Consider the following 24,118-nt stretch of genomic DNA (forward strand, 5'->3'; position numbering starts at 1 on the left):
AACCAGCCCGAAAGAACGGCCGCCTGCCTGCATCGGCGGGGATGCGCATCCCCGCCGATGCGTCAAGTAAAACACATCTCATCAACACAAGCCCGACCATGGCGGAGAGAGTGGGGTGAGGTTTGCCAACAAAAGGCCCCCGGCGGAGAGGCCGGGGGTCTTCGTTGGTTGACTCAGAAGCCGCCGACCACGAAGCCGCCATCGACCGGCAGGTCCGTGCCGGTGATGAAGACGGCGGCGGGGGAGGCGAGGAAGAGCGCGGTGCCGACGAGGTCGTCCACCGTGCCCCAGCGCTTCAGCGCCGAGCGCTGGGCGATCTTTTCGGCCGGCACGGGGTCGGTCCACAGGCCCTTGGTCATGTCGGTCTTGTGGTAGCCGGGCGAGATCGCGTTGACGCGGATGCCGTCAGGGCCGAAGGCGTGGGCGAGGTGGCGGGTGAGGCCGAGCACCCCCGATTTGCTGGCGCCATAGGCCGGCACGAGCGGATCACTGACATAGCTGAGCATGGAAGCCGTGTTGAGGATGACACCCTTCGAGGCCTTCAGCAGCGGCAGCACGGCCATGGCGAAGCGCATCTGGCTGTTCAGGTTGACGTCCATCACCTCCATATAAGTTTCATCCTCGAACTCGGCGTCGGGACGGGCAATGCCCGCGCCGTTGACGAGAACGTCGAGCTTGGAAAGCGTCTTTGCGAAGGCCTTGATCGCCTCCGGGTCGCGCACGTCGACGCGCTCGAAGCGGATGCCCTTGTTCTCCGGGTCTGCTGCCGCGGCCTTCAGCTTCGTCTCCGAACTGCCAAGCGCCACGACCGAACCGCCGAGCCGGGCAAAACCCTGGGCGATGGCAAGGCCGATGCCGGACGAGCCGCCGGTGACCAGGATGTCCTTGCCGGCAAACAGGTCCGGGCGAAACGTGTCGATAATGTCCTTCATGATTTCCTCCTTCAATGGGGTGATTCAGGGCCGATCGCCGGCCGGGCGGATCTGGGCGGCAAGCGCGTCCATGTCGTCGTAGAGCGCCTTGCTATGATGGTAGAGCCGGTCGAACACCGGCTGGACGTGGCCGTAGACATCGACCCAGGCAGGATCGGGCGTGATTTCATCGGCGTAACGGACATAGGCGTCCGCCGCGTCCTCCGGCCGGGAGAACCGGCCCGTCGCGGTCGCGGCCATCGCGGCGCAGCCGACGAGGCCGCATTCCGGCTCCTGCGGCACGAGCACCGGCGTGTCGAAGACGCTCGCCTTGATCTTCAGCCAGAGCTTCGTGCGCGCGCCGCCGCCGGCGGCGATCATGCGCTCGAGCCGCTTGCCGGAGCTATGCTCCATGATGCGGATATGGCGGGCCATGGCAAAGGCGATGCCTTCGAGGATCGCCCGATGCAGGTGCTCCATGCCGTGCACCGCGCCAAGCCCGAAGAACTGCGCGCGCGCGTTGCGGTGCTGGCCGAGGCGCTCGCCGGTGAGAAAGGGCATGAACAGCAGAGCCTCGGAACCGGGCGGCGCCTTCTCGGCCCGCTCGACGATATCGCTATAGCTCAGCGCGCCGTCGTGGAAGGCGCGGCGCGCCCAGCGCATGCCGTCGCCGCCGGTTTCGAGCAGCACGAAGGGCGCCCAGTTGCCCTCGATCGTCGCGACGTTGGAGATTTCGGGATCGAGCAGCGGTTTTTCCGCGATCATCGTGACGATCGCGCCGGTGCCGGTGCTGTCCGAGCCGAGGCCAGGGCGGCAGGCGCCCGAGCCGAGCAGCGCCATCGGATAATCCGCCCCGCCCACCATGACCGGCGTGCCGGCGGCGAGCCCGGTCGCAAGTGCGGCTTCCTCCGTGACGTGGCCGATGATGTCGAGCGGATTGCGGATCGGCGGCAGCAGGCGGGCATCGAGCCCCATACGCTCGATCATCACTGGCGACCAGGCGACCGTGTCCGGGTTCATCAGGAAGCTGCAGGAGGCGTCGCCGGTATCCATGGCGATTTCGCCGGTCAGCCGGAAGTTGATATAATCCTTCGGCATGATGGCGACGGCGCTGCGCTTGTAGGCTTCCGGGTCGGCATCGCGCACCCATTGCAGCTTGAAGCCGGGCCAGGCGGGCGTCGGCGTGTTGCCGCTTTCACCGAGATAGCTTTCGGGCGCGTTCTCGGCTTCGAATTTGCGCACAAGGTTCAGTGTGCGCTTGTCGTTCCAGAGCGGCGCGGTATCGCGGGTCAGTTGCCCCGCATCGTCGAGGAGCACGAGGCCGTGCATCTGGCCGCAGATGGCGACGATGGAGATGCGCTCGCGCGCGCCCTCGCCCTTGTCCAGCACGGCGCGGACCGCGATGCAGGCGCCCTCCCACCAGTCGAGCGGTCGCTGCTCCGCCCAGCCGAATTGCGGCACGATCTGGTCGTGTTCGCGCGCGGCGATCTCGACGATCCGGCCCGCGGTGTCGATGAGCGCTGCCCGCACGCTGCCGGTGCCGACGTCGATGGCGAGAAAAAGCTCCCCGGTCACGGTGCAACCTCCCTAAGGGCGGCGAGTGCGCCCGACAATGCCTGCTGTTGTTCGGCGGCATGACGATAGGCGACGAGCGCGGCCTCGTAGACGGCGCGCGTTTCCGCCGCGGGTTCGCTGCGGCCTTCCGCAACGTGTAGCGCACGGATCGGCAGAAAATCCGTCCAGAGCCCCATGCCGACGAAAGCCAAGGCAGCTGCGCCAAGGGCTGCGGCCTGCTGGTCGATCCTCGTCTTGACGATCGTGCAATCGAAGATGTCGGAAAAGACCTGCCGCCAGAAGGCGCTGCGGGCACCGCCGCCCACGATGATCATCTCCGAGCCGATGGCAGTCATGCGGCGCAACTCGTCGAGCGCGACGCGGAGGCCGAGCGCCACGCCCTCCAGCGCCGCGCGTATTATGTCGGCGCGGCTATGTTGCAGGTCCAGCCCGACGAAGCCGCCGCGCACCGCGGGGCCGCCTTCGAAGCTCGTGCCGCCGCCGAGCGTGGGCACGAAGATCAGGCCGCGCGCACCGGCCGGCGCTTCGCCGGCAAGGCGGAACAGTTCGTCATGCACGTCGATGCCGGCCGCTTTGGCGGCCTGCTTTACGTCCGGCAGCAGCGTGTCGGTCACCCAGTTGACGCTGGTGCCGGAGGAGAAGATCGAGGTCGCCGAGATGAACATGCCCGGCACCACATGGGCGAAGACGAAGGGGCGCACCCGGTCGTCGAGCAGGGGCTCGGATGAAGAAACGGTGATCCAGCTCGACGATCCCATCGAGGCATAGGCGTCACCCTCCAGGAAGGTGCGGCCGCCGAGCGCCATGCAACTATTGTCCACGCCACCCGCGACCACCTTGACGCCCGGCGGAAGGCCGAGTTGCTTCGCGACATCGGGCAGGACCTCGCCGAGAATGTCGGTGGAGGCGACGGTTGCCGGGAAGAGGTCCGGGCTGAGACCGGCCGCTTCGATCAGTTCGGGCGAATATCCTTGCGCCTTCAGATCGTAGACGCCGGTGCCTGAGGCATAGGATGGATCGGTGGCGATGCGGCCGGTCAGCAGAAGGTTGATATAGTCCTTGGTGCCGATGATCGTTCTTGTGCGGGCGAAGATATCGGGCGCGTTCCTGCGCAGCCAGATTGCCTTGAACACAGTGTAGAGCGGAGCCGGGAAGCCGTTGCCGGTCTTGCGATACCAGGCGTCCGGATCGACCCGTGTGAAGAAGTCCTCCGCTTCTACAACGGCGCGTCCGTCCGACCAGAGCGGCACGAATTCCTGCAACAGGGCGCCGTTCTCGTCGAGCGGAATGCAGCCGAGGCTGTGGCCGGAGATGGCGATGGCGCGGATCGAGCCGGGATCCACGGCGGGATTGCCGAGCAGCGTCTTCAGGCTCGCGCAAATGGCGTCCCACCAGTCCTCGGGGCGCTGCTCGTGGTGCGAGGAGGATGGGTAGAACGTCTTGTAGGACACGACCTCTTCCGCAATGCAGGTGCCATCCGGGCGGAAGATCGCCGTCTTGACGCCCCCGGTGCCGAGGTCGAATGCTGCAACGGTATCGGCCATGGTCTCAGCCCGCCGTGCCGGTTATGTCGAGGCGACCGCCGGGCAGGGCGGCGCACGCGCGCACCAGATCGACCGCGACCTTCGTGTTGATGCCGAAGCGGGTAACGCCGAGGCGCACCATGGCGGCAATGCTTTCCAGCGAGCGGATGCCGCCCGAGGCTTTCACTTCGACCGCGCCGTCGACGGTATCGATGATGAGCTTCAGCTTTTCCGGCGTCGTGGCGCTCGGCGTCCAGCCGGTGCCGGTCTTGACGAAGGCGGCGCCGCTCTCGGCGACGATCCCCGAGGCGGTGCGGATCTCGTCGTCCGTCAGATGGGCGAGTTCCAGGATGACCTTCAGCGGCACCGGCGCAATCGCCTCCACCACGGCGCGGATATCACTGCGCACATAGTCGAGATCGCCGGATTTGAGGCGGCCGACATTGATCATCATGTCGAGTTCCTGCGCGCCGTTTGCGGCAAGTTCCGTGGCCTCCGCCACCTTGGTCCGGGTTGTATGCCCACCGGACGGGAAGCCGACCGGGCCGCCGACGAGCGTCAGCCCGCCTGTAGGCACCAGGCTGCGCAGCAGCGGCACGAAATTCGGCAGCACATGGGCGGCGATGAACCCTTCCGCAACGGCGATTTCCGCCAGCTCCCGCACGTCCGCCTCGGTATGGAAAGCCTGGACGGCGCTGATGTCGATCAGGGCGGCGAGCTCGCGGGGCGAGAGCGAAACCGGCGTCGGGGAGCGGTGGCGGGTGTTGTGCATCTCTATGTCTCGTTGCTCATTCTTAGGTAACGGAGGTTGCGCTTCATGCCGGTGAAGAGTTCGACATGTTCGGCGCCGCGGCGCAGCGCCACGCTGGTGGAGAGGATATCGATCACCGTCAGCGCGGCGATGCGGGAGATGGTGGGCGTGTAGATATTGGTGTTTTCCAGCGTCTCGACCTTCAGCACGAGATCGCAGAACTCGACGAGCGGCCCATCCGCGCCGACGATGCCGATGATCTGGCAGCCGTTTTCGCGTGCCCGGCGGGCGGTCTCGATGATCGCCAGCGTCGCGCCCGTATTGGAGATGACGACGGCGACGTCGCCCGGCTTCAGCATGGAGACGACCATGATCTGCTGGTGCGCATCCGTCTCTGCGCCGCAGGGCACGCCGAACAGCGGGAATTTCTGCTGCGCATCGCGCGCGACGATGCCCGAGGCACCGAAGCCGAAGAAGTCGATGCGGTTCGCCTTGGCGAGCATGTCGACGACCTGGCCGACCTTGACCGGATCGAGATGGTTGCGCACCCAGTCGAGGCTGGTGATCGTGTAGTCGAAGATCTTTTCCGAGACCTGGGCCGGCGTGTCGTTGCCGTCGATGACCGAATGGGTCGCGGATACGCCGAGCGCCAGGCTTTGCGCGAGGCGCAGCTTGAAATCCTGGTAGCCCTGGCAGCCGACCGAGGCGCAGAAGCGGATGACCGTCGGCTGGCTGACATCCGCCCATTCGGCCGCCTCCGCGATGGTCGCGTTGATCACGCGCTTCGGATCGGCGAGCACGAGTTCGGCCACCTTGCGATCCGACTTGCGGAGCTCTCCGCGCTTCATGCGGATGACCTCCAATATGTTGTTATTGTTGCCGCCAATCGGTTTGGGCTGGAGCGCGCTGGTTGACATGGAGACCCCCGGGATCACTTGGACAATCGGTATTCAACCGACAGCTTTGCCCGATGGAGCCGCGCCCTGCAATCAGCCGCCGCCGATTTGGCATCGATCGTCGCAGGGTCCTCGGTGTTGAAGGCGAACATGCCGTAGTGGTGCGCGATCATGTCCGCCGCGCCGATCCGGTCCGAAAGCACACAGGCTTCGTCCAGCGTCAGATTGCCGGCGATGCCGGCTTGCGTCAGCTCCGGCCGGCGACCATTGACCGGTAATAGCGCGAGATCAACCTTGAAGGGCGCGACCTCGTCGACGAGCCCTTCGAAGGGGATCGTATCGCCGGCATGGTAGAGGCGGACGCCGTCGCTCTCGACCACATAGCCGAGAAACTTGTGCCAGCCTTCTTCGGAACGTTCGAGTGTCTCGTGCGCGGCGCGGATGGCGGTAATGGCGAGGCCGGGCAGGGGTTCGATGCGCTCGCCGGCATCGACCGCGATTAGCCTGTCGGAGCCAACGCCGATGCGCTCCTTCGCGGCCTCGATCGCGGCGCGCGGTACGACGAAGCGGCAATCCGGATTGGCGGCGGCGATCGGCGTCAGCGTCTGCTGGTCCATATGGTCGGTATGGTGATGCGTCACCAGCACGAGATCGACCGGGCCGATTTCGGACGGCTGGATGGGGGCGGCCACCAGGCGGTCGTGCTCGAAGCGCTTGCCCTGGTATTTCTGAGCAAGGCTGTCGGAAAGATAGGGATCGACGACGATGCGATAGCGGCCGGTCGCGATGACGAAACCGGCCTGCCCGAGCCAGTAGAGCCGGACGTCGCCGGCCGGCGCTGCGAGCCGCGCGGCAAGCGTTTCCGAAAATGGCACGGGCAAGAGCGACGTCATGCGGCGTTCTCCCTGACCAGCGCGGCGAGCAGGTTTTCCACGGCGATCGCCGTCGCCTTGCTGACGCTCTCGTCGGTCAATCCGCCGATATGGCTGGTGGCGATGACGCGCGGATGGCTGGCAAGCGAGCCTGGGGCCGGCGGTTCCTCGACGAAGACGTCGGTGGCGTAGGTCTGCAACCGGCCCTCGTCGAGTGCCGCGCGCACCGCATCCTCGTCCACCAGTGTTGCGCGGGCCGTGTTGATGAGGATGGCGTTGGGCGGCATGAGCGCAAGACGGGCCGCATCGACGATCGGCTTGCCGTCTGCAGGCGCCGGGCAATGCAGCGAGACGATGTCCGCTTCCGCAAAAACCTCGTCCAGGCTCGCCCATTTGAACGGGCCGTAGACCTCAACATTCGGGCGGAACGGATCATGGGCGACCACGTTGGCCCGCATCGACGAGACGGCGCGCGCGACGCGCTTGCCGATGGCGCCGCAGCCGATGATGCCGACGGTGCGTTCGGCGATTTCCTTGCCGCGAGACCGCGGCCAGCCGCCGGCCCGGATGCCCGCCGTCTCGGTGGGGATGTGGCGGAGGGAGGCGAGGATGAGGCCCATCGCAAGCTCCGCCACGCCGACCGCATTGGCGCCCTCGGCCTTGAGCACGCGGATGCCGCGGCCCTTGAGCAGCGATAGCGGCAGGTTGTCGATGCCGGTGCCGTTGCGGCTGATGGCGCGCAGGCTGTCGGCGGCGGCAATCACACGGTCGGAAACCGGCTCCACACCCGCGAGCCAGCCGACGCAGCCGGGCACGAGGTCGAGCAGTTCTGCCTCGTCCGGCATGCGGCCGGGCGTCGGGAACACGAGGTCGAAACCGGCTTGGCGCAACGGTTCCAGCTCCGGCGGCGGATCGAGCGAGAGCGAACGGGGCGTGACGAGAATACGCTTCATCCCTTTGCCGCCTCAATGGCGATGCGCGAAATCTCGTCGAAGGACGGGCCGGAGGTCGGGATGTCGATATCGAAGACTTCGGCGATGACCTGCGTCCAGCCATGCAGGAAATAGGTCCAGCCGTCCTCGACCTGCAACCCACGCGCCGCCTGCTGGCGCCGTGCCTGATCGAGAAAGACGAGATCGCCGCGGTAGTTCAGGTCCCAGGCAATCGCCCGCTCGGGGAAGATGCCGGCATCGGTGATCGGCGAGCCGGGCGCGTCCTTGCCGAGCCCGGTGGCGTTGATGACCAGCGATCCGGGTTTCAGTGCGGCCATGGCGGCGTCGTTCAGCTCCGGCCGGTAGGCCAGCACGTAGTCGATCTTTACGCGGGCGTTCATGTCCTGGTGGATGCGCCGCAGCTCGTCGAGACGCGGCTGCGACCGGTTGGTGACGACGATGCGGGACGGCACGTCGGTGCCGCGGCTTTTCTGCATGAGGTGCCAGGTGATGGCGATGGTGGAGCCGCCGGCGCCCATAGAAAGCACTTCCGCGCCGGTATCGGCAAAATGGCCTTCCGGCACGAAACCGTCGATCGCGAGGCCCGACGAAATGGGGTCCTTGGCATGGCAGATCAACTTGCCGTCGCGTTTCGACAGGCAGCTCGTCTCATGCATGAGCAGCGCATGCGGGTCGATCACGTCGAACATGTCGCGTGCCGCATTGAACAGGTCGATCTTGTGGGTGGTGACCAGCGCGCCGAGCGACAGCGGGTCCGTCTTGATGAAGGCGACGGCCTCGCGATAGGCGGTCGGGTCGGCATGCAGTGGAAAATCGATGCCCTTCAGCACAGCGTCCTTCAGCCCGAGATGACGCGCCCAGGCGGGGAAAACCCGCATGATCGAGCTCTTCGCCGTCGTTACGCCGATGAAGTAGAAGGTCGGCCGGGTCGCGGGTTGATAGCGGCTCATCGGTTCGCCTCGCGTGCCTCTTTGGCCTTTGCCACCGCCGCGCGCGCCTTCGCCGTGATGTCGGCCCAGCGGCCTTCGCCGATGTCCGCTTTCGTCGCGATCCAGGTGCCGCCGACGGCGGCCACGGCGCCGAGCTTCAGCCACTCATGCATGTCGTCGAGGCTGACGCCGCCGGTCGGCACGAAGCGGGTGCCGAGATGCGCGAAGGGCGCGCTGATCGCCTCCAGCATAGCGGGGCCGCCGGCGGCCTTCGCCGGAAAGAATTTTGCGAGCTTCAGGCCGTGGCGGGTGACGGCGGTCAGGTCGGAGGGTGTCATGATGCCGGGCGCGAAGGGGAAGCTCTTGCCGTTCGCGGCCGTGACGATCTCCGCATCGAAACCGGGCGCAAGGCCGAAGCGGGCACCGGCGGCAATTGCTGCGTCGAGCGCTTCCGGCGTCAGGATCGTGCCGGCGCCGACCAGCAGTTCCGGCCGCTTGTCGGCCATGATCGCGATGACTTCGGCGGCGGCTTCGGTGCGGAAGGTGATCTCGGCAAGCGGCAGACCGCCTTCGAGAAGCGCATCGGCGAGCGCGACGGCATCGGAGGCGCGGTCGATGGCGATGACCGGAACGACGCCGAGCTTGGCTGCCTGATCGAATGGAGCACTCATGCGGTTTTTTCCTTCTCCTGATGGCCATAGAGGGCGGCGATCGTCGCCGCGTCCCGCATCCGCCAGCCGGCATTGTCGACCTGCTTCCAGCCGCCCTTGCCGTCGTCGACGATGCGGGCGCGCATGCCGCCGGCCTTGGCGATGCAGTCATAGTCCTGGCCGGAATCGGCGGGATAGCAGAACAGCATCACCAGTTCCTCGTCGCCGACATTGACGGACCGGTGGATCCAGTAAGGCGGCACGTAGCAGACGGTCTGGGCGTCGATTTCGACGATGCGGATCTCGCCTTCGGGCGATTCCATCAGCATGAGGCCGCGGCCCTTCTGGCCGTAATAGATTTCCGGCCGGTCGGCCTGCCGGTGGATATGGCCGCGGGTGACGAAATATTCGTCGCCCACCTTGCCCGGCAGCATGCGGGTGACGCCGAAGATGAGATCGCCGGACCGCTCGTTCGGCCGGAATTCCGAGACCTCGTAGACGACCGTGTCGCTCCACCCGGCCTGCATGGCGGAGAAGGCATCCGCATCCGCATAGAGACCCTCGAGATCGCGGAAACGCTTCTGGTAATCGCCCGTGGCATCGCTCATGGCGCCGGTCTGAAGATCGACCTTGCACCCGACGGGCTCGAATAGCTGTGTCAAAACTGGGTCCTCGTCTCTGTCATTTTTTCGGCATTTGTTTTGCGCAATTCCGGACACAAAACCGCTACGCACTTTTGTTGGACTTGCTCAGACGATGGTGTAGCCGCCGTCGATCATCAGGTTTGCGCCGTTGACCATCGCGGCCGCACCGCTGGCGAGGTAGAGCACCGAGGCGGCGATCTCCCACGGCTTGGCGAAGCGTCGCGTCGGGATGGCGGCGCGGGCGCGCTCGCCCTTTTCGCCGGCCCAGCCGGTCAGCCCGAGTTCGGTCTCCACCACGGTCGGCGAGAGCGCGTTGACGGTAACGCCGCGCGGTCCCCATTCCAGCGCCATGCAGTTGGTCATGCCGATGATGCCCGCCTTGCTGGCGCAATAGGCGACATGGCCCTCGATGCCGATCACGGCGGCCTGCGAGGCCATGTTGACGATGCGGCCGGATTTGCGTTCCAGCATGCCCGGCGCAACGGCGCGCGCCATCAGGAACGAGCCCTTGAGGTTGATGGCGAGCGTGCGGTCCCACTCCGCCGTCGGATAGCTTTCCGCCGGCGCCAGCGGCCCGATGCCGGCATTGTTGACGAGAATGTCGATCCGCCCGAAGGCCTCGGTCACCGCTTGAACGGCGCGCTCGACACCCGGTTCGTCCGTCACGTCCACGACATGGGCGATGTGGTGGGGGCCGAGCGAGGCGGCAACATCGGCAACGGAGGGATCGCGGTCGAGCAGCGCGACGCGCGCCTTCTTCGCCGCGAAGGCTTCGGCAATCGCCCGGCCGATGCCGGTCGCCGCACCCGTGACCACCACGGTCCTGCCGCTGAAATCGAGCAGGTCATCGAAGGAAGGTATATCCGTCATGTCAGAATTCCTGGCCAGTGTGGGTGATCGTCATCTCCTGGAGATTGACGTCCTGCGGCAGCTGGTAGGCAAAGAGCATGGTGCGCGCGATGTCGTTGACGTCGAGGCCGCCATCCAGCTGCTTGCGGCCGTTGTCCCAGAATTCGTAGGCGTTCCGGTGGGTGATGGTCTTGTCGATCTCCGACTTGGCGACGCCCGGCGAGATGACCATGACGCGCACCCGGTGGGCCGACATGGTCTGGCGCATGCCCTCGCTCACGGCATGCACGAAATGCTTGGTGCCGCCATAGACATCATGATGCGGATAGACTTTTCGGCCGGCAATCGACGAGACATTGATGATCGTGCCGTGGCGGCGTTCCTTCATCCCCGGGGCGACCGCATGCATGCCGTTCAGCACGCCGAGGCAGTTGATGTCGACGAGGTCGCGCCACTGCTCCGGGTCCTGCTCGTCGAGACGTGCGAGGCGGGAGATGCCGGCATTGTTGATCAGGCAGTCGACCGGGCCGAACTTTGCCTCGCCCTCGGTGATCGCTGCGACCAGCGCCGCATGGTCGCGCACGTCGGCGTTGACTGCCAGCGTATCGGGGAGGCCCATCGCATCGATTAGCTCGGGGCGGCGGGCGATGAGGAGCAGCGGATACCCGGCGGCGGAAAAGACGCGGGCGGTTTCCTGTCCTATGCCGGCGCTGGCGCCGGTAATCATGACGAGGGGTTTTCTGTCGGTCACGGCTTACCTCCCGCGGGTCAGGCGATGCTGCGCGAAAGGGCGTCGAGCGCCAGGATCGCATCGCGAACCGCGGGCACGGTGATGGTGACGGGCGTGGCATAGATGATGTTGCCCGGCCGGCAGGCGGCTTCCGCCACACGCTCGATCTTGGCGGGCACGTCGTCGACGACTCCGAGGTCCGAAAGCCTGGTCGGCAGGCCGACGCTGCGGCAGAAGCGGATCATCGCCTCGATTTCGGCATGATCGCGGTTTTCCAGCATCAGCAGGCAGAGCGTGCCGAAGGCGACCTTTTCGCCGTGGAAATAGCCATGGATTTCTTCGAGCACGGTCAGCCCGTCATGAATGCCGTGGGCCGCCGAGCAGCCGCAATTCTCGAAGCCGAGGCCTGACAAGAGCGTGTTCGCCTCGACGATGTTTTCCACCGCCTGGGTCAACAGACCGGCCTCGACGGCGATCTTCGCCTTCACGGCATCGCGCATCAGCACGTTCTGGCAATGCCGGGCGATCGCCATGCCGGCTTCGGTGGTCGGAAAGCCACCGGCGACATAGTTGTCGGTGCGCGATTCGATGTTGGAGCGGGCCTCGAACCAGGTCGAAAGCGCATCGCCGATGCCGGCGACGAGGAAACGCGCGGGTGCTGCCGCGACCAGCGCGGAATCCACGACGACGACATCCGGATTGCGGGGCAGGCGGAGGGAATCCTCATAGACGCCGTGTTCCGAATAGCGCACGGCAATCGCGCTGCAGGGCGCATCCGTCGAGGCGATGGTCGGTGCGATGACGATGCGGGCACCGGTGTCGATGGCGACGATCTTGGCGGTATCCGCCGTCTTGCCGCCGCCAACGCCGACGAGAACGTCGCTGCCATGCTCGATGGCGATTGCCCGCACACGCTCGATTTCGGAGGTGCAGCATTCGCCGCCGAACCGCTCGAAGCGGATGTCGAGGGCGTCGCCGGCGCTCTTGCCGATGCGCTCGCTGAGCGTGTCGAACAGCACGCGGTCGATCAGCACGAGGGCGCGTTTGCCGAGCGGTGCCAGGTAGCTCGCCAGCTTGTCGATCTCGCCTGCGCGCTGGATATATTTGTTCGGACCGCCGAATGCGCGTGCCATTCAATTGCTCCCGTATCTCTTTGCTGTGAAGGTCAGTGGATGGTGTAGCCGCCGTCGATGGTGAGCACCGAGCCGGTGACGTAGCTGGCGGCATCGGAGGCGAGGTAGAGCACGGCGGCCGCCACGTCGCTCGGCTTGCCGGTGCGGCCCATCGGCGTCATGCCGAGCCAGATCTTCGACCATTCCGGGTCGTCCAGCCCGCCCTGCGTCATGGCGGTTTCGATATAACCGGGCGCCACTGCATTGATGCGGATGTTGTTCTTGGCAAATTCGCCGGCGAGCGACTTGGTCAGCATGTGCACGCCGGCCTTGCTGGCATTGTAGGCGACCTGGTTCTGCGGAAGATTGCTGATATAGCCGGAGATCGAGCCGATATTGACGATCGATCCACGCCCCGCCGCAACCATCGTCTCGATCGCCGCCCGGCAGCACCAGAAGAGGCCTGTAAGATTGGTGTTGATCACCTCGTCCCAGGTTTCCGGTTTGACGTGGAGGCTGTCGCCACGGCGCGCGATGCCGGCATTGTTGACGAGGATATCGAGCCCGCCAAGCTCGGCGGCCGCCTGCTTCACGACCGCCTGCGCGGCGCTTTCGCTGGAAATGTCGGCGGGCAGGTAGAGCGCTTCGATGCCCTTGCCGGCCAGGTGCCGGACCGCCTTTTCACCCTCGTCGCGGGAGCGCGCGGAGATGGCGATGCGCGCACCGGCCTCCCCGAGCGCCTCGGCGCAGGCAAGCCCGATGCCACGACTGCCGCCCGTCACCAGCGCGACACGACCATCCAATCTGAAAAGCTCAGCGTACACGATCCCCTCCCGGTAGCGCCCTCCTTGGCGCCTCTAAAAATGTAGTTTAGCTACCTTGACAATCGAGTGTCAATCCGAAAATCTATGCCGCAGGGATGGAATTTATCGAAATCGAAGGTAAGCGCGGCCTAATTCGCGTCGTAATTTCGATAAAATGTAGCTGAGCTACGGGAGGATAGCAAAATGGGCGTTCAGCCGCGCTACCGTTTTCGGTTGGGCGACGTGGGTGGCGATGCGTCAGCGGCGCGTCGTTCGGCGCCGTCCCTTGGCCGGCGCCACGGCGGCTTCCGCCTCCCGCGCGGTCACCGCAGCCAGATAATGTTCCCGCGTCGCTTCGATGTGGCGGCCCATGAGGTCCACGACGGCATCGTCGTCGCCGGCCACCACCAGCTCCGCCAGCCGCACATGCTCCTCAAACGAGGTGGCGTTGAGCGAGGGGGCGAGCGACAGGCGGTTGCGCAACGCCTGCACCCGGAAGGCGATCAGCTCGTAGGCCTCCATGAGATAGGCATTGTCGGCAAGCTCGAAGAGCACCCGATGGAAGCCGCCGTCGAGGGTGCGGTAGAGCTCCGCGTTGTCGGCGTCGAGCGACTTGCGCATCTTCTTGACGATGTCGGCCCATTGTTTGGCCAGCGCCCGGCGATCGGTGGCAAGCGCCATGCGAAGGGCGGCGAGTTCCAGCACCTCGCGCAGTTCGGAAAGTTTGCGGACCTGGTTTGCATCCATGTCGAAGACGAACGAGCCGCGTTGCGGATGCACCTCGATGAGACCTTGCCGCTTCAGCACCATCAGCGCCTCGCGCACCGGCGTCTTGGAGACGCCGAGTTCGGTGGCGAGCGCGATTTCGGAGAGCGGTTCGCCGAGCTGGAACACGCCGCGCACGATGCGGTTGCGTATTTCCTGGGCCGCCAGGTCGGTCAGCGACGGACCGCGGTCGAGTGTATTCATAGGGTCTCCCTTCCTTGCAGGGGCCGACGCAGGTTCGCCGAGCCCTCAACTATTTACACTGAGATATTAGATATGATACGCTAATTCTCGTCGTCTGCAATCTCCTAGGTTGGGTCCGATATGTCCGTCCAGACTCTAGTTGCCCCCGATTTGCTCCAAGCGCGAGTCGAAACTGCGCTGCGCAACGCCGGCGCGTGCGAGGCGTCCGCCGCTGCCGCGGTGCGGGCGTTGATGCATGCTTCGCGCATCGGGGTCGACAGTCACGGCGTGCGGCTGGTGGTTCACTACGACAAGGTTCTGCGCGGCGGGCGGGTCAACGGAACGCCGAACATCACGGTCCGTAAGACGGCGGCTGCGACGGCGATCGTCGATGGCGACAATGCGCTCGGCCACCATGCAGCCTATGTCGCGATGGACACGGCGATCGAACTGGCGCGCGACAGCGGCATCGGTGCGGTCGGCGTCATCAACTCCTCGCATTTCGGTGCCGCCGGTGCCTATGCGCGGGTCGCCGCGGAAGCCGGCTTCATCGGTTTTGCGACCACCAATTCCGACAGCGTCGTGGCACCCTTCCAGGGTCGCGAGGCCTTTCACGGCACGAATCCGTTGGCCTTTGCGGCACCGAGCGGCGGTGAAAAGCCTTGGCTGCTCGACATGGCGACCTCGTCGATCCCGCTCAATCGCCTGCTGCTCTACAAGTCGCTCGGCGTGCAACTGCCGCAGGGCGTCGCCGTCGACGAGGCGGGCGCGCCGACCACGGACCCCACTTCTGGCAAGACGCTCCTGCCGCTCGGCGGCGTGGATTTCGCCTTCAAGGGGGCGGCGCTTGCCGGCGTCGCGACGCTGCTGTCGGCCGTTCTCCAGGGCATGACGCTCGATCACGCCTTCATCCCCATGGTCGGCGGCGACGATTATTCGACACCGCGCCAGATGGGCCATTTCCTTCTGGCCATCGATCCGGACCGTTTTGGCGGACGAGCGATCTTCCATGCCGGCATGTCCGCCTATCTGGAGGCCCTGCGCGGCGCCCCGGCGCAGGAGGGCGCCGAGGTGCTGGCGCCGGGCGACCGCGAATGGCGCGTCGAAGCCGAGCGTTTGCAGACCGGCATTCCGGTCGATCCCGATACCGCGGCGTTCCTGGAACTGCCGCGGAGCCCGGCCGGACCGGCCGGACAGTCCAAGGAGAACACAACAGCATAGCCATCACGCGCCGGGGCAGGGAGCCCATGGCCGTCAACCGGGAGGAATGAAATGAAATCCATGCTGAAAAAGGGTTTGCTGGTCGCAGCACTGATGACCTCGACGGCGCCGGTCGCCATGGCGCAGGAATGCGTCGATGCGGACCGCGTGCCGATCACCTGGTCTACCATCGCCGGCTTCTACACCGATGCCATGGCGAACCTCGTCGCGGGCTTCGAGGCGAAGAACTGCGTCAAGGTCAATGTCATCAACATCGACAACTCGCAGCTCTACAACAAGCAGGTCATCGAGATGGTCGGCCAGACCGGCGCCTATGACGTCGTGACGCTGGAAACGTCGGAAAAGGCCGAGTTCGCCGAAAACGGCTTCATCCTGCCGATGACGGACTATTTCGCCGACAAGAAGGCGCAGCTCGACGATGTCGCGCCGACGCTCGCAGCACTGACGACGCAGTACAAGGGCGACGTCTGGGGCCTGCCCTATTACACCTATACCGCCGGCTATATCTATCGCGCCGACCTGTTCGAGGATGCGACCGAGAAGGAAGCCTTCAAGAAGCGTTTCAACTATGATCTGGCCGTGCCGGCCACCTGGGCGCAGCACCGCGATATCGCCGAATTCTTCACGCGCAAGGCCGGCGAGACCCTGAAGGGCGAAGCACTCGCCAAGGACTTTTACGGCGTCGGCCTGATGGCCGGTCCCTTCCCGGAAATCCAGGATGAAATGTCCGGCGTGCTGTGGTCGCAGGGCGCGGATTGGCTGACGGACGAAGGCAAGGTGCCGGTCGACGCGGTCGAAAAGGCGATGAACGACTATCTGGCGCTGATGAAATTCGCCCCGCCGGCAGCGCTCACCGTCACCTATGACGGCGTGATGAACCAGATGAAGGACGGGCAGATCTCCCAGACCTATTCCTTCTTCCTCGATCAATGGCCGAACGCCGTGACGACCGAAACCAGCGTGCCGGGCGCCAAGATGGGCGTTGCCGAGGCGCCGGAGAAGAAGGCCTATATCGGCGGTTTCCTGCTCGCCGTCTCCGCATCGTCCGCCCATCCGCAGGAGGCGATGGACTTCGTCGCCTATATCGGCGGCCATGACGCGCAGATGGAGTTCGCCAAGGCGGGCGGTACGTCGACGCTGATGAGCGTGCTCTCCGACCCGGCCTTCGCCGCGCCGGAAAGCCACACGAAGACCGGCCACTTCTCGACCCTGCTGAAGATCTTCGATTCGATGAAGGGCTTCCGCTCGAACCTGTTCGACACGCCCTTCGGCGCCAAGATCTACAACACGATGCAGATCCCGCTGCAATCGGCGGCTGCCGGCCAGATCGACGCCCGCGCGGCTGCCGAACAGCTCGCCGCCGAAGTCGAGAAGATTTGCGGCGGCCCGTGCCCGATCGGCAAGTGATCGAAGCATCGATCCAAGCTTTGCATGGTGGGCACCCGCCCACCATGCAGTTTGATTTGAAAGGCGGGTTTGCCCGCCCAAAAGTTTCTTCTGGAGGAGTTTGATGTCGCAGTCGCTATCCGTGTCGGCGTCGCAGGAAAAAGGCGTGGCGAGCCCAACCGCCATGTCCGATCGCTGGTTCTCGATCCTTCTTGTCGTGCCTGCGATGGTGGTCATCCTTGTCTTCGCGCTGCTGCCGCTCGCCTATGCGCTCGACGTGTCCTTCCGGTTCGCCGACCTGACGCGCGGCCGCATCGGCGATTTCGTCGGCCTCGACAACTACCGGACGGTCCTGCATGACAGCGCTTTCTGGAGTTCCGTCTGGGTCACGCTGAAATTCACGCTGACGGCCGTCACGCTCGAAATGGTGCTGGGCATCGCCATCGCCTTCCTGATCCACGGCGCAACCGTCGGCAAGGGCGTCATCCGCAGTCTGATGATCCTGCCGCTTGCCACCTCGGCGGCGGTAACGGGCCTGTTCTGGCGCTATCTCTATGATCCGCAGTTCGGCCTGATCAACTATTTCCTCGGCCTCATCGGCCTGCCGGAACCCAACTGGCTCGGCGACTATACGATCGCGCTCTGGTCGGTCATCCTGTTCGACGTCTGGCAATGGACGCCCTTCGTGGCGCTGATCGCGCTTGCCGGTTTGCAGGCGCTGCCGAAGGAGCCGTTCGAGGCCGCCGAACTCGATGGCGCCAGCACCTTCCGCGTGCTTCGCACCCTGACTTTTCCGATGCTGAAGCCGGTGCTGTTTCTCGTCCTCGTGCTGCGCACCATCGACAGCGTGCGCCTCTACGATGCGGTCGCGGTGCTGACGCGCGGCGGGCCGGGCACGGTGACCGAGACCATGACCTTCTATCTCTACCGAACAGGACTGAAGCTGTTCCGGATGGACTATGCCTCCACCATGGCGATCTTCTTCCTCTACGCCATGCTGGTCGCAAGCCTCTTCGCGCTTCGCCCGCTGCTCACCCAATTTTCGTCGCGCGCATCCGAAGGCTGAGGAGATCGCCATGCTGCAACGTGAATCAAGCTTCCCGAAGGAAGCGCTCCGCTACGGCCTGATCGTCATCGTGCTCGGCTTCATCGTGTTCCCGATCGCCTGGATGATCATCACGTCGTTCAAGCCGGCCGATGCCATCATGGTGTCGCCGCCGCGCTTCCTGTTTACCCCGACGCTGGATAACTATGTCCACGCGATCTACGACAAGAACTTCCTGTTCTACATCAAGAACACGCTGTTCATCTCCGTCGCCTCGACGATCATCGTCGTCATCACCGGCTCGCTCGCGGCCTACAGCTTCGCGCGCTACAATGTCGGCGACGGCCATATCCTGTTCTTCATCCTGTCGACCAAGATGTTTCCGGCCATCGCCGTCATCCTGCCCTACTTCCTGATCTTCCGCGAAGTCGGCAGGACGGGCGCCGGCAAGTTCCTCGGCATCGGCCTCGACCAGCCGGGCGCGCTGATCATCTCCTATACGGTGTTCAACCTGCCGTTCGCCATCTGGCTGCTGGTGTCGTTCTTCCAGGATATCCCACGCGAACTCGAACATTCCGCCCGCCTCGACGGCCTGTCGCGGCTGAAGGTTCTGGCCAAGGTCGTCTGCCCGCTGGCTGCCCCCGGCATCGCGGTCACCGGCGTCTTCACGCTGATCTTCAGCTGGAACGAGTTCCTGTTCGCCTACATCCTCACCCGCAAGGCCGCGAGCACAGTCACGGTGGGCGTGGAATCCTTCTTCACGCTGCAGGGCATTCTCTGGGGGCCTGTTGCGGCGGCCGCCACCATCAGCGTCCTGCCGATGCTGGTCTTCGTACTCGCCATGCAACGCTACATGGTGCGCGGCCTCACCTTCGGCGCTGTGAGAGGATAAGATCATGAGCTTCAGTCAAGGCTGGGATACCGGCTTCCGCGTCATCCTTCTCTATGTCGGCGTCGTCTTCGTCTGGCTCGGCTTCATCGAGCCGTATTTCGCCAGCCAGTCGATGTCGGTGGTCATCATGAACATCGTTGCTTTCGCGATCTCGGCGGCTTTCGTCGTGCGCGCGCGCAGCCGCTTTATCGCCGAGCGCCAACAGGCGGAGGCGGAAGTTGCCGCCCTCATGCAGGAGGACGTCTGATGTACGAACTGAAATCGGTCCACAAGCGCTACGGTCTCGCCAAGGTCGCCCTTCGTAAGATCGATCTGACGGTGCGCGACCGCGAGTTCCTCGTGATCTACGGGCCGGCCGGTGCCGGCAAGAGCACGCTTCTCAACATCCTCGCCGGCATCACCAAACCGACGAGCGGCGACGTGCTGCGCAACGGCGTCTCCATCCTGCGCGTGCCGCCGGAAAAGCGCGATGCGGCGATGGCCTTCGAAAACTATGCGCTCTATTCGCACCTCTCGGTCGGCGAGAACCTGGCGTTCCCGCTGAAGGCCCGCGGCATCGGCCGCGCGGAAGTCGAGGAGCGCGTCAAGCGCATCTCCGGCATTCTCGGCATCGGCCATCTGCTCGACCGGCGCCCGGGGTTCCTCTCCGGCGGCCAGCGCCAGCGCGTGGCACTCGGCCGCGCGATCATCCGGCCGGCGGACATTTATCTGCTCGACGAACCGGTCGGCCATCTCGATGCGAAATTGCGCCACAAGATCCGCGCCGAACTAAAGGCGCTCGCCGAAGACCTCTCCGCGACCGTCGTCTTCACCACCACATCCTCGCGCGAAGCCCTGGCGCTCGGCGACCGGGTTGCCGTGCTGAACGCCGGCAAGCTGGAACAGCTCGGCAAACCGGCCGATCTTTATCACCGACCGGCAAACGCCTTCGTCGCCTCCTTCGTCGGCGATCCGCCGATGAGCTTCATTTCCGTGCAGCCTCGTCGGCACGACGGCAGGGTCGATTTCGTGACGGCGGATGGCATGCCGGTCGCCTCGCTTGCGGCTGAGGCCGTCAGCGATCTCAACGAGGAGCAAGGCTCGAAAATCCAGGTCGGCTTCCGCTCCAACGAGGTGCGGATCGCCCGGGAGGGTGATTCCAATGCATTGCGCGGCCGCGTCGATGTCATCGAAAACCTCGGCTACATGAAGATCGCCCTTGTCGGCATCGGCAATGACCAAGTCTCCGTCTCGGTGCCCGCCGGCACATCGCTCGGTGTGGGCGAAACGGTCGCCATCGCCTTCCCGCGTGATGCCGTCCACTTGTTCCAGAATGCCCGGGCGGTCACGCACGCCACGCCTTCCGCAGGAGTTTGACCCATGGCCTCCATCAAAGCCGAAAGACTCGTCAAGCGCTATGGCGCCGTCCAGGCCGTGCACGGCATCGATTTCGAGATTGCCGATGGCGAGTTCGTCGCCATCCTCGGGCCGTCCGGCTGTGGCAAATCCTCGACCATGCGCATGATCGCGGGCCTGGAGCCGGTCACCGAAGGCTCGATCTATTTCGACGGCAAGCGCGTCAACGACGTGCGTGCCCGCGATCGCAACGTCGCCATGTCCTTCGAATCCTATGCGCTCTACACGACCATCTCGATCTACGAGAACATCGCCTTCCCTCTGCGCTCGGCCAATGTCGACAGCAAGGAGATCGATCGCCAGGTTCGCGACATCGCCGAGAAGATGGAGCTGACGGCGCTGCTGCACCTGAAGCCCAAGGGCCTTTCCTCCGGCCAGGCGCAGCGTGTGGGTCTCTCGCGCGCGCTGGTGCGTAAGCCCGAAGTGTTCCTGCTCGACGAGCCGATCTCGCATCTAGACACGCGCCAGCGCTACCGCATGCGCCGCTTCATCAAGAGCCTGCACCAGAAGTTCAACTACACGATGATCTACGTCACCCATGACCAGGAGGAAGCCTTGGCGCTTGCCGACCGCGTCATGGTGATGAGCGATGGCGAGATCCAGCAGATGGCGGTGCCGGACGAGGTCTATGCCCGGCCGAAGAACGCCTTCGTCGCTGGCTTCGTCGGCGAGCCGCCGATCAACTTCTTCGATTGCCGCGTGGCGGCGGCGGATGGCGGCTGGTCGATCGAGTTCGAGGGGCGCAAGCTTGCCTTGCCGGAACGTCTGCACGCGGCCGCACAGGGCATCGGCGATGGCGGGCTTGCCGCGATCCGTCCGCACTTCCTGTCGATCAGTGGCGATGGCCCGCTCAAGGTTGATGGTAGGGTCTTCATCACCGAGGAATTGCAGGACCAGAACCTGATCTTCGTCGATGTCGGCGAGACGCGCTTCACGCTGGTCGCTCATCCGTCGGTGACGCCGAAACGCGGCGACGCCGTGCCGGTGTCGATCGATCCGGACCACCTGCTGCTCTTTCCGCGCTCGCAGGCCGGCAAGGTGGAGAGTATCGTCGCATGAGCTACGACCACATCGTCGTCGGTGGGGGAACGGCGGGCTGCCTTGCGGCAGGCAAGCTTGCGGGCGAGCACGGCGCCCGCGTGCTCGTTCTCGAAGCGGGGCCGGATGACCGTAACCCGCTGATCCGCATGCCGGCCGGCTTCGTCAAGCTGCTCGGCGTCGAGAAATATATGTGGTTCTACAAGTCCGTGGCGCAGGCGCGGCTTGGCGGCCGCAGGCTGATCGTGCCGCAGGGCCGCGTGCTCGGCGGCGGGTCATCGGTCAACGCCATGGTCTACATGCGCGGCCAGCCGGCCGATTACGACGGCTGGGCCGACGAGATCGGCGACGAGCAATGGTCCTACGATGCGCTGCTGCCCTATTTCACCGGCATGGAGGACAATGCGCGGTTGAACGACGACTATCACGGCGTCGGCGGCCCGTGGAAAGTCTCGGACCTTGACCACATCTGCGAACTCTCCCGCGCCTTCGTGCTGGCCGCCCAGGGCATCGGCCTGCCGCACAACAGCGACTTCAACGGCCGCAGCCAGCGCGGCGTCGGCGCCTATCAGGTGACGACCCGCGATGGCCGCCGCTGCTCCGCGGTCGATGCGTTCCTGCGCCCCGCCATGGCGAGTGGCCGGCTCGATGTGAAGACCTCTTGCCTGGTGCATTCGCTGATCATCGAGAATGGCCGCGCCGTCGGCGTGCGCTATTCGCAGGGCGATGCGCGGACGGTGGTGGAGGCCCGCTGCGATGGCGAGGTGCTGCTTGCGGCCGGCGCCATCGCGACGCCGAAGCTGCTGATGCTTTCCGGCATCGGCCCCGCCGATCATCTGAAAACCCATGGCATCGATGCGCTCGTCGATCTGCCGGGTGTCGGCGCCAATCTTCAGGACCATACGGAGACGCCGGTCGTGGCGCTTTGTAATGGTCCTTATGGCTATTACGGCCACGACCGCGGATGGAAGCAGATGCGCAACGGCATCGAATATCTTGTAAACCGCACCGGACCCGTGACGTCCAATGGTGTGGAGGCCGGCGCCTTCTTCGATCCGGACGATCTCTCCAATGATCCGAAGATCCAGCAGTTCTGCGTGCCGACCGTCTATCTCGACAAGGACCATACCGACCAGCAGGCAAGCCATGGCCTGACGCTCAATTCCTGCGTCGCCAAGCCGCGGTCGCGCGGCTCGGTGCAGCTTGCCTCCGCCGATCCGAGGGACCAGCCGCTGGTCGATCCGAACTATCTGGCCGATCCGGAAGACCTGCGCCTGTCGATCGGCGGCGTGCGCCGCGCCCGCGAAATCCTAAGCCAGGAACCGCTGCGCTCGATGATCGCGCGCGAAATCTTCCCCGGCCCGGACAAGGTGTCCGATGCGGAGCTCGCCGAACATGCGAAGCGTTTCGTCAAGACCGTCTATCACCCGGTCGGCACCTGCCGCATGGCGCGCGAAGGCGACGCTGGTGGCGTACTCGGTGCCGATATGCGGGTGCGCGGCGTCGAGGGGCTTCGGGTGATCGATGCCTCTGCGATCCCCACCATCATCTCCGGCAATACCAATGCCGCCGTGCTGGTCGTCGCCGACAAGGCGGTGGAATTCATCACCGGCGCAAAACGCCGCCAGCCTGCGGGCATCGCGCCACGGCGCGAGTCCAGCACCCTCCAGACAGCCTGAGGAAGACGCCGATGCCCCCCATGAAGACCGATCCCAACCCGCGCATGCCCTACCAGTTTCCCATGCCGAAGGAGTCGCTGCCGGATATCGTCATTCCGGACGCCATCCCCCTCGACGACCGGGTGTGGGTGCCGCAGGGCACGAATGTCTGGTTTCGCCCGCTCTGCCTCAATCGCTCCGCCGGCTACTGGATGAACCTGTTGAAGGTGCGCAAGTCCGGCGTGCTCAGTCGCCACCGGCATCCGCAGGCGGTGCACGGCTTCGTGCTGAAGGGCCGCTGGCACTATCTGGAGCATGACTGGGTCGCCGAAGAGGGTGGCTACGTCTTCGAACCGCCGGGCGAGACGCACACGCTGGTCGTCCCTGACGATGTCGAGGAGATGATCACTTTCTTCCAGGTCAACGGCATCATGTATTACGTCGATGCCTATGGTGAACCGCTCGGTTTCGAGGACGTGTTCACCAAGATCGACATGTGTCGTGCGCATTACGAGGCGGTTGGGCTGGGAGCGGATTATGTCGACCAGTTCATCCGCTGACGGGCGGACCGCTGCTGCCGGCAACCCCGCCGCCTACCTGCGCCCCGGCCTGTTCGAGGGCCGGCAAGTGCTGGTGAGCGGCGGGACCTCCGGCATCGGGGCTGCGATCTGCCAGGCCTTCGTCGCGCTCGGCGCGGATGTGCTGGCAACGGGCGTCACCGAGGCCGAGATCGCCGCTGCCGGAAGCCGGCCGGAGATGAAGGGTGTGCTCTTCGCCACGCTCGACGTGCGCGACAAGTCTGCCGTCGATGCGCTCGTTGCCGGCCTGCCGCGGCTCGATCACGTAGTGAACTGCGCCGGCGTCATCCGCCGCACGGACGAACTCGAACCGGACGTCTTCGCCGAGGTCGTCGACATCAATCTCAACGGCTCGATGCGCGTCTGCGCCGCCGCCCGCCCGCGCCTTGCGGAAACCGGCGGCACGATCGTCAATACCGCCTCCATGTTGTCCTTCTTCGGCGGCGGGCTGGTGCCCGGTTATTCGGCCTCCAAGGGCGGCATCGCGCAGCTCACCAAGTCGCTGGCGATCGCCTATGCGGCCGATGGCATTCGCGTGAACGCCATCGCGCCCGGCTGGATCGCCACGCCGCTGACCAAGGGCCTGCGCGAAAACGCGGAGCGCAACGCGGCCATCGTCGCCCGCACGCCGCTCAACCGTTGGGGCGAACCGGCCGAACTTGCCGGCGGCGTCCTTTATCTTTCCTCGCCGCTTGCGAGCTTCGTTACCGGCAGCGTGCTGGTCATCGACGGCGGCTACCTGATCACATGAGGCACCCT

Annotated in this window: 25 protein-coding genes; 10 read left to right on the forward strand and 15 right to left on the reverse strand. The window is 65.1% G+C overall.

What is annotated here, in order from left to right; genetic code table 11:
- Positions 1-173 precede the first annotated feature (173 nt).
- From VGN93_RS08040 to VGN93_RS08110, 15 genes are all read right to left on the reverse strand, one after another.
- Positions 174-932: an SDR family NAD(P)-dependent oxidoreductase gene (locus VGN93_RS08040; protein ID WP_319314696.1), complete on the reverse strand. Its 759-nt coding sequence runs from the start codon at positions 930-932 to the stop codon at positions 174-176.
- A gap of 24 nt (positions 933-956) precedes the next feature.
- The gene (locus VGN93_RS08045; RefSeq protein ID WP_327507040.1) at positions 957-2,486 is read right to left on the reverse strand and encodes an FGGY-family carbohydrate kinase; all 1,530 of its coding nucleotides are present in this window, start codon (positions 2,484-2,486) and stop codon (positions 957-959) included.
- A complete protein-coding gene (locus VGN93_RS08050) occupies positions 2,483-4,030 on the reverse strand; it encodes an FGGY-family carbohydrate kinase (protein WP_327507041.1) in 1,548 nt (515 codons plus the stop codon). Before VGN93_RS08050 ends, VGN93_RS08045 begins: the two co-directional genes overlap by 4 nt.
- Before the next feature lie 4 nt (positions 4,031-4,034).
- Complete coding sequence (gene deoC / locus VGN93_RS08055; protein ID WP_327507042.1) at positions 4,035-4,781, reverse strand: deoxyribose-phosphate aldolase; 747 nt, start codon at positions 4,779-4,781, stop codon at positions 4,035-4,037.
- Positions 4,782-4,783: 2 nt separating this feature from the next.
- Positions 4,784-5,677, reverse strand: a complete 894-nt coding sequence (locus tag VGN93_RS08060; protein WP_256116639.1) for an SIS domain-containing protein — start codon at positions 5,675-5,677, stop codon at positions 4,784-4,786.
- A gap of 14 nt (positions 5,678-5,691) precedes the next feature.
- Positions 5,692-6,549, reverse strand: coding sequence for an MBL fold metallo-hydrolase (locus tag VGN93_RS08065; protein ID WP_327507043.1), 858 nt, complete (start codon positions 6,547-6,549; stop codon positions 5,692-5,694).
- Positions 6,546-7,481 (reverse strand): phosphoglycerate dehydrogenase, encoded by a 936-nt coding sequence (locus tag VGN93_RS08070; protein WP_327507044.1) that lies wholly within the window; start codon positions 7,479-7,481, stop codon positions 6,546-6,548. Before VGN93_RS08070 ends, VGN93_RS08065 begins: the two co-directional genes overlap by 4 nt.
- Positions 7,478-8,431, reverse strand: coding sequence for a shikimate dehydrogenase (locus VGN93_RS08075; RefSeq protein ID WP_327507045.1), 954 nt, complete (start codon positions 8,429-8,431; stop codon positions 7,478-7,480). The genes VGN93_RS08070 and VGN93_RS08075 overlap by 4 nt, the downstream gene beginning before the upstream one ends.
- Positions 8,428-9,081 carry a bifunctional 4-hydroxy-2-oxoglutarate aldolase/2-dehydro-3-deoxy-phosphogluconate aldolase gene (gene eda / locus VGN93_RS08080; RefSeq protein WP_327507046.1) on the reverse strand — a complete coding sequence of 218 codons (654 nt, stop codon included), beginning with the start codon at positions 9,079-9,081 and terminating at the stop codon, positions 8,428-8,430. Before eda ends, VGN93_RS08075 begins: the two co-directional genes overlap by 4 nt.
- Entirely contained in the window at positions 9,078-9,722 is a 645-nt protein-coding gene (locus tag VGN93_RS08085) for a glucose-6-phosphate isomerase (RefSeq protein ID WP_319314721.1), read from the reverse strand. The genes eda and VGN93_RS08085 overlap by 4 nt, the downstream gene beginning before the upstream one ends.
- Before the next feature lie 87 nt (positions 9,723-9,809).
- Positions 9,810-10,574, reverse strand: a complete 765-nt coding sequence (locus VGN93_RS08090) for a GolD/DthD family dehydrogenase (protein ID WP_319314724.1) — start codon at positions 10,572-10,574, stop codon at positions 9,810-9,812.
- 1 nt (position 10,575) lies between these two features.
- Entirely contained in the window at positions 10,576-11,304 is a 729-nt protein-coding gene (locus VGN93_RS08095) for an SDR family oxidoreductase (RefSeq protein ID WP_319314727.1), read from the reverse strand.
- Positions 11,305-11,321: 17 nt separating this feature from the next.
- The gene (locus tag VGN93_RS08100; RefSeq protein ID WP_327507047.1) at positions 11,322-12,416 is read right to left on the reverse strand and encodes a glycerol dehydrogenase; all 1,095 of its coding nucleotides are present in this window, start codon (positions 12,414-12,416) and stop codon (positions 11,322-11,324) included.
- Positions 12,417-12,448: 32 nt separating this feature from the next.
- Positions 12,449-13,219: an SDR family NAD(P)-dependent oxidoreductase gene (locus VGN93_RS08105; RefSeq protein ID WP_327507048.1), complete on the reverse strand. Its 771-nt coding sequence runs from the start codon at positions 13,217-13,219 to the stop codon at positions 12,449-12,451.
- Positions 13,220-13,456: 237 nt separating this feature from the next.
- Entirely contained in the window at positions 13,457-14,167 is a 711-nt protein-coding gene (locus tag VGN93_RS08110) for a GntR family transcriptional regulator (RefSeq protein WP_327507049.1), read from the reverse strand.
- A gap of 120 nt (positions 14,168-14,287) precedes the next feature.
- Between VGN93_RS08110 and VGN93_RS08115 the strand changes: the two genes are divergently transcribed.
- From VGN93_RS08115 to VGN93_RS08160, 10 genes are all read left to right on the forward strand, one after another.
- Complete coding sequence (locus tag VGN93_RS08115; protein ID WP_327507050.1) at positions 14,288-15,367, forward strand: Ldh family oxidoreductase; 1,080 nt, start codon at positions 14,288-14,290, stop codon at positions 15,365-15,367.
- 51 nt (positions 15,368-15,418) lie between these two features.
- The gene (locus VGN93_RS08120; RefSeq protein WP_327507051.1) at positions 15,419-16,774 is read left to right on the forward strand and encodes an ABC transporter substrate-binding protein; all 1,356 of its coding nucleotides are present in this window, start codon (positions 15,419-15,421) and stop codon (positions 16,772-16,774) included.
- A gap of 145 nt (positions 16,775-16,919) precedes the next feature.
- Complete coding sequence (locus VGN93_RS08125) at positions 16,920-17,819, forward strand: sugar ABC transporter permease (protein ID WP_319314745.1); 900 nt, start codon at positions 16,920-16,922, stop codon at positions 17,817-17,819.
- 10 nt (positions 17,820-17,829) lie between these two features.
- Positions 17,830-18,690 carry a carbohydrate ABC transporter permease gene (locus tag VGN93_RS08130; protein ID WP_256116660.1) on the forward strand — a complete coding sequence of 287 codons (861 nt, stop codon included), beginning with the start codon at positions 17,830-17,832 and terminating at the stop codon, positions 18,688-18,690.
- Between the two features lie 4 nt (positions 18,691-18,694).
- Positions 18,695-18,937, forward strand: a complete 243-nt coding sequence (locus VGN93_RS08135; RefSeq protein WP_327507052.1) for a hypothetical protein — start codon at positions 18,695-18,697, stop codon at positions 18,935-18,937.
- Entirely contained in the window at positions 18,937-20,046 is a 1,110-nt protein-coding gene (locus VGN93_RS08140) for an ABC transporter ATP-binding protein (RefSeq protein ID WP_327507053.1), read from the forward strand. Before VGN93_RS08135 ends, VGN93_RS08140 begins: the two co-directional genes overlap by 1 nt.
- Positions 20,047-20,049: 3 nt before the next feature.
- Positions 20,050-21,144, forward strand: coding sequence for an ABC transporter ATP-binding protein (locus VGN93_RS08145; protein ID WP_327507054.1), 1,095 nt, complete (start codon positions 20,050-20,052; stop codon positions 21,142-21,144).
- A complete protein-coding gene (locus VGN93_RS08150) occupies positions 21,141-22,802 on the forward strand; it encodes a GMC family oxidoreductase (protein ID WP_327507055.1) in 1,662 nt (553 codons plus the stop codon). The genes VGN93_RS08145 and VGN93_RS08150 overlap by 4 nt, the downstream gene beginning before the upstream one ends.
- Before the next feature lie 11 nt (positions 22,803-22,813).
- The gene (locus tag VGN93_RS08155) at positions 22,814-23,341 is read left to right on the forward strand and encodes a 2,4'-dihydroxyacetophenone dioxygenase family protein (RefSeq protein ID WP_256116666.1); all 528 of its coding nucleotides are present in this window, start codon (positions 22,814-22,816) and stop codon (positions 23,339-23,341) included.
- The gene (locus tag VGN93_RS08160; protein WP_327507056.1) at positions 23,319-24,110 is read left to right on the forward strand and encodes an SDR family NAD(P)-dependent oxidoreductase; all 792 of its coding nucleotides are present in this window, start codon (positions 23,319-23,321) and stop codon (positions 24,108-24,110) included. Before VGN93_RS08155 ends, VGN93_RS08160 begins: the two co-directional genes overlap by 23 nt.
- Positions 24,111-24,118 lie beyond the last annotated feature (8 nt).

The sequence above is a fragment of the Shinella sp. genome, assembly GCF_035998705.1.
Lineage (GTDB): Bacteria > Pseudomonadota > Alphaproteobacteria > Rhizobiales > Rhizobiaceae > Shinella.

Bases quoted from the DNA above. Each gene is read 5' to 3' on its own strand.
- VGN93_RS08040 (WP_319314696.1), bottom strand. From the start codon at position 932: ATGAAGGACATTATCGACACGTTTCGCCCGGACCTGTTTGCCGGCAAG.
- VGN93_RS08050 (WP_327507041.1), bottom strand. From the start codon at position 4,030: ATGGCCGATACCGTTGCAGCATTCGACCTCGGCACCGGGGGCGTCAAG.
- deoC (WP_327507042.1), bottom strand. From the start codon at position 4,781: ATGCACAACACCCGCCACCGCTCCCCGACGCCGGTTTCGCTCTCGCCC.
- VGN93_RS08060 (WP_256116639.1), bottom strand. From the start codon at position 5,677: ATGTCAACCAGCGCGCTCCAGCCCAAACCGATTGGCGGCAACAATAAC.
- VGN93_RS08065 (WP_327507043.1), bottom strand. From the start codon at position 6,549: ATGACGTCGCTCTTGCCCGTGCCATTTTCGGAAACGCTTGCCGCGCGG.
- VGN93_RS08070 (WP_327507044.1), bottom strand. From the start codon at position 7,481: ATGAAGCGTATTCTCGTCACGCCCCGTTCGCTCTCGCTCGATCCGCCG.
- VGN93_RS08075 (WP_327507045.1), bottom strand. From the start codon at position 8,431: ATGAGCCGCTATCAACCCGCGACCCGGCCGACCTTCTACTTCATCGGC.
- eda (WP_327507046.1), bottom strand. From the start codon at position 9,081: ATGAGTGCTCCATTCGATCAGGCAGCCAAGCTCGGCGTCGTTCCGGTC.
- VGN93_RS08090 (WP_319314724.1), bottom strand. From the start codon at position 10,574: ATGACGGATATACCTTCCTTCGATGACCTGCTCGATTTCAGCGGCAGG.
- VGN93_RS08100 (WP_327507047.1), bottom strand. From the start codon at position 12,416: ATGGCACGCGCATTCGGCGGTCCGAACAAATATATCCAGCGCGCAGGC.
- VGN93_RS08110 (WP_327507049.1), bottom strand. From the start codon at position 14,167: ATGAATACACTCGACCGCGGTCCGTCGCTGACCGACCTGGCGGCCCAG.
- VGN93_RS08115 (WP_327507050.1), top strand. From the start codon at position 14,288: ATGTCCGTCCAGACTCTAGTTGCCCCCGATTTGCTCCAAGCGCGAGTC.
- VGN93_RS08120 (WP_327507051.1), top strand. From the start codon at position 15,419: ATGAAATCCATGCTGAAAAAGGGTTTGCTGGTCGCAGCACTGATGACC.
- VGN93_RS08130 (WP_256116660.1), top strand. From the start codon at position 17,830: ATGCTGCAACGTGAATCAAGCTTCCCGAAGGAAGCGCTCCGCTACGGC.
- VGN93_RS08135 (WP_327507052.1), top strand. From the start codon at position 18,695: ATGAGCTTCAGTCAAGGCTGGGATACCGGCTTCCGCGTCATCCTTCTC.
- VGN93_RS08140 (WP_327507053.1), top strand. From the start codon at position 18,937: ATGTACGAACTGAAATCGGTCCACAAGCGCTACGGTCTCGCCAAGGTC.
- VGN93_RS08145 (WP_327507054.1), top strand. From the start codon at position 20,050: ATGGCCTCCATCAAAGCCGAAAGACTCGTCAAGCGCTATGGCGCCGTC.
- VGN93_RS08150 (WP_327507055.1), top strand. From the start codon at position 21,141: ATGAGCTACGACCACATCGTCGTCGGTGGGGGAACGGCGGGCTGCCTT.
- VGN93_RS08155 (WP_256116666.1), top strand. From the start codon at position 22,814: ATGCCCCCCATGAAGACCGATCCCAACCCGCGCATGCCCTACCAGTTT.
- VGN93_RS08160 (WP_327507056.1), top strand. From the start codon at position 23,319: ATGTCGACCAGTTCATCCGCTGACGGGCGGACCGCTGCTGCCGGCAAC.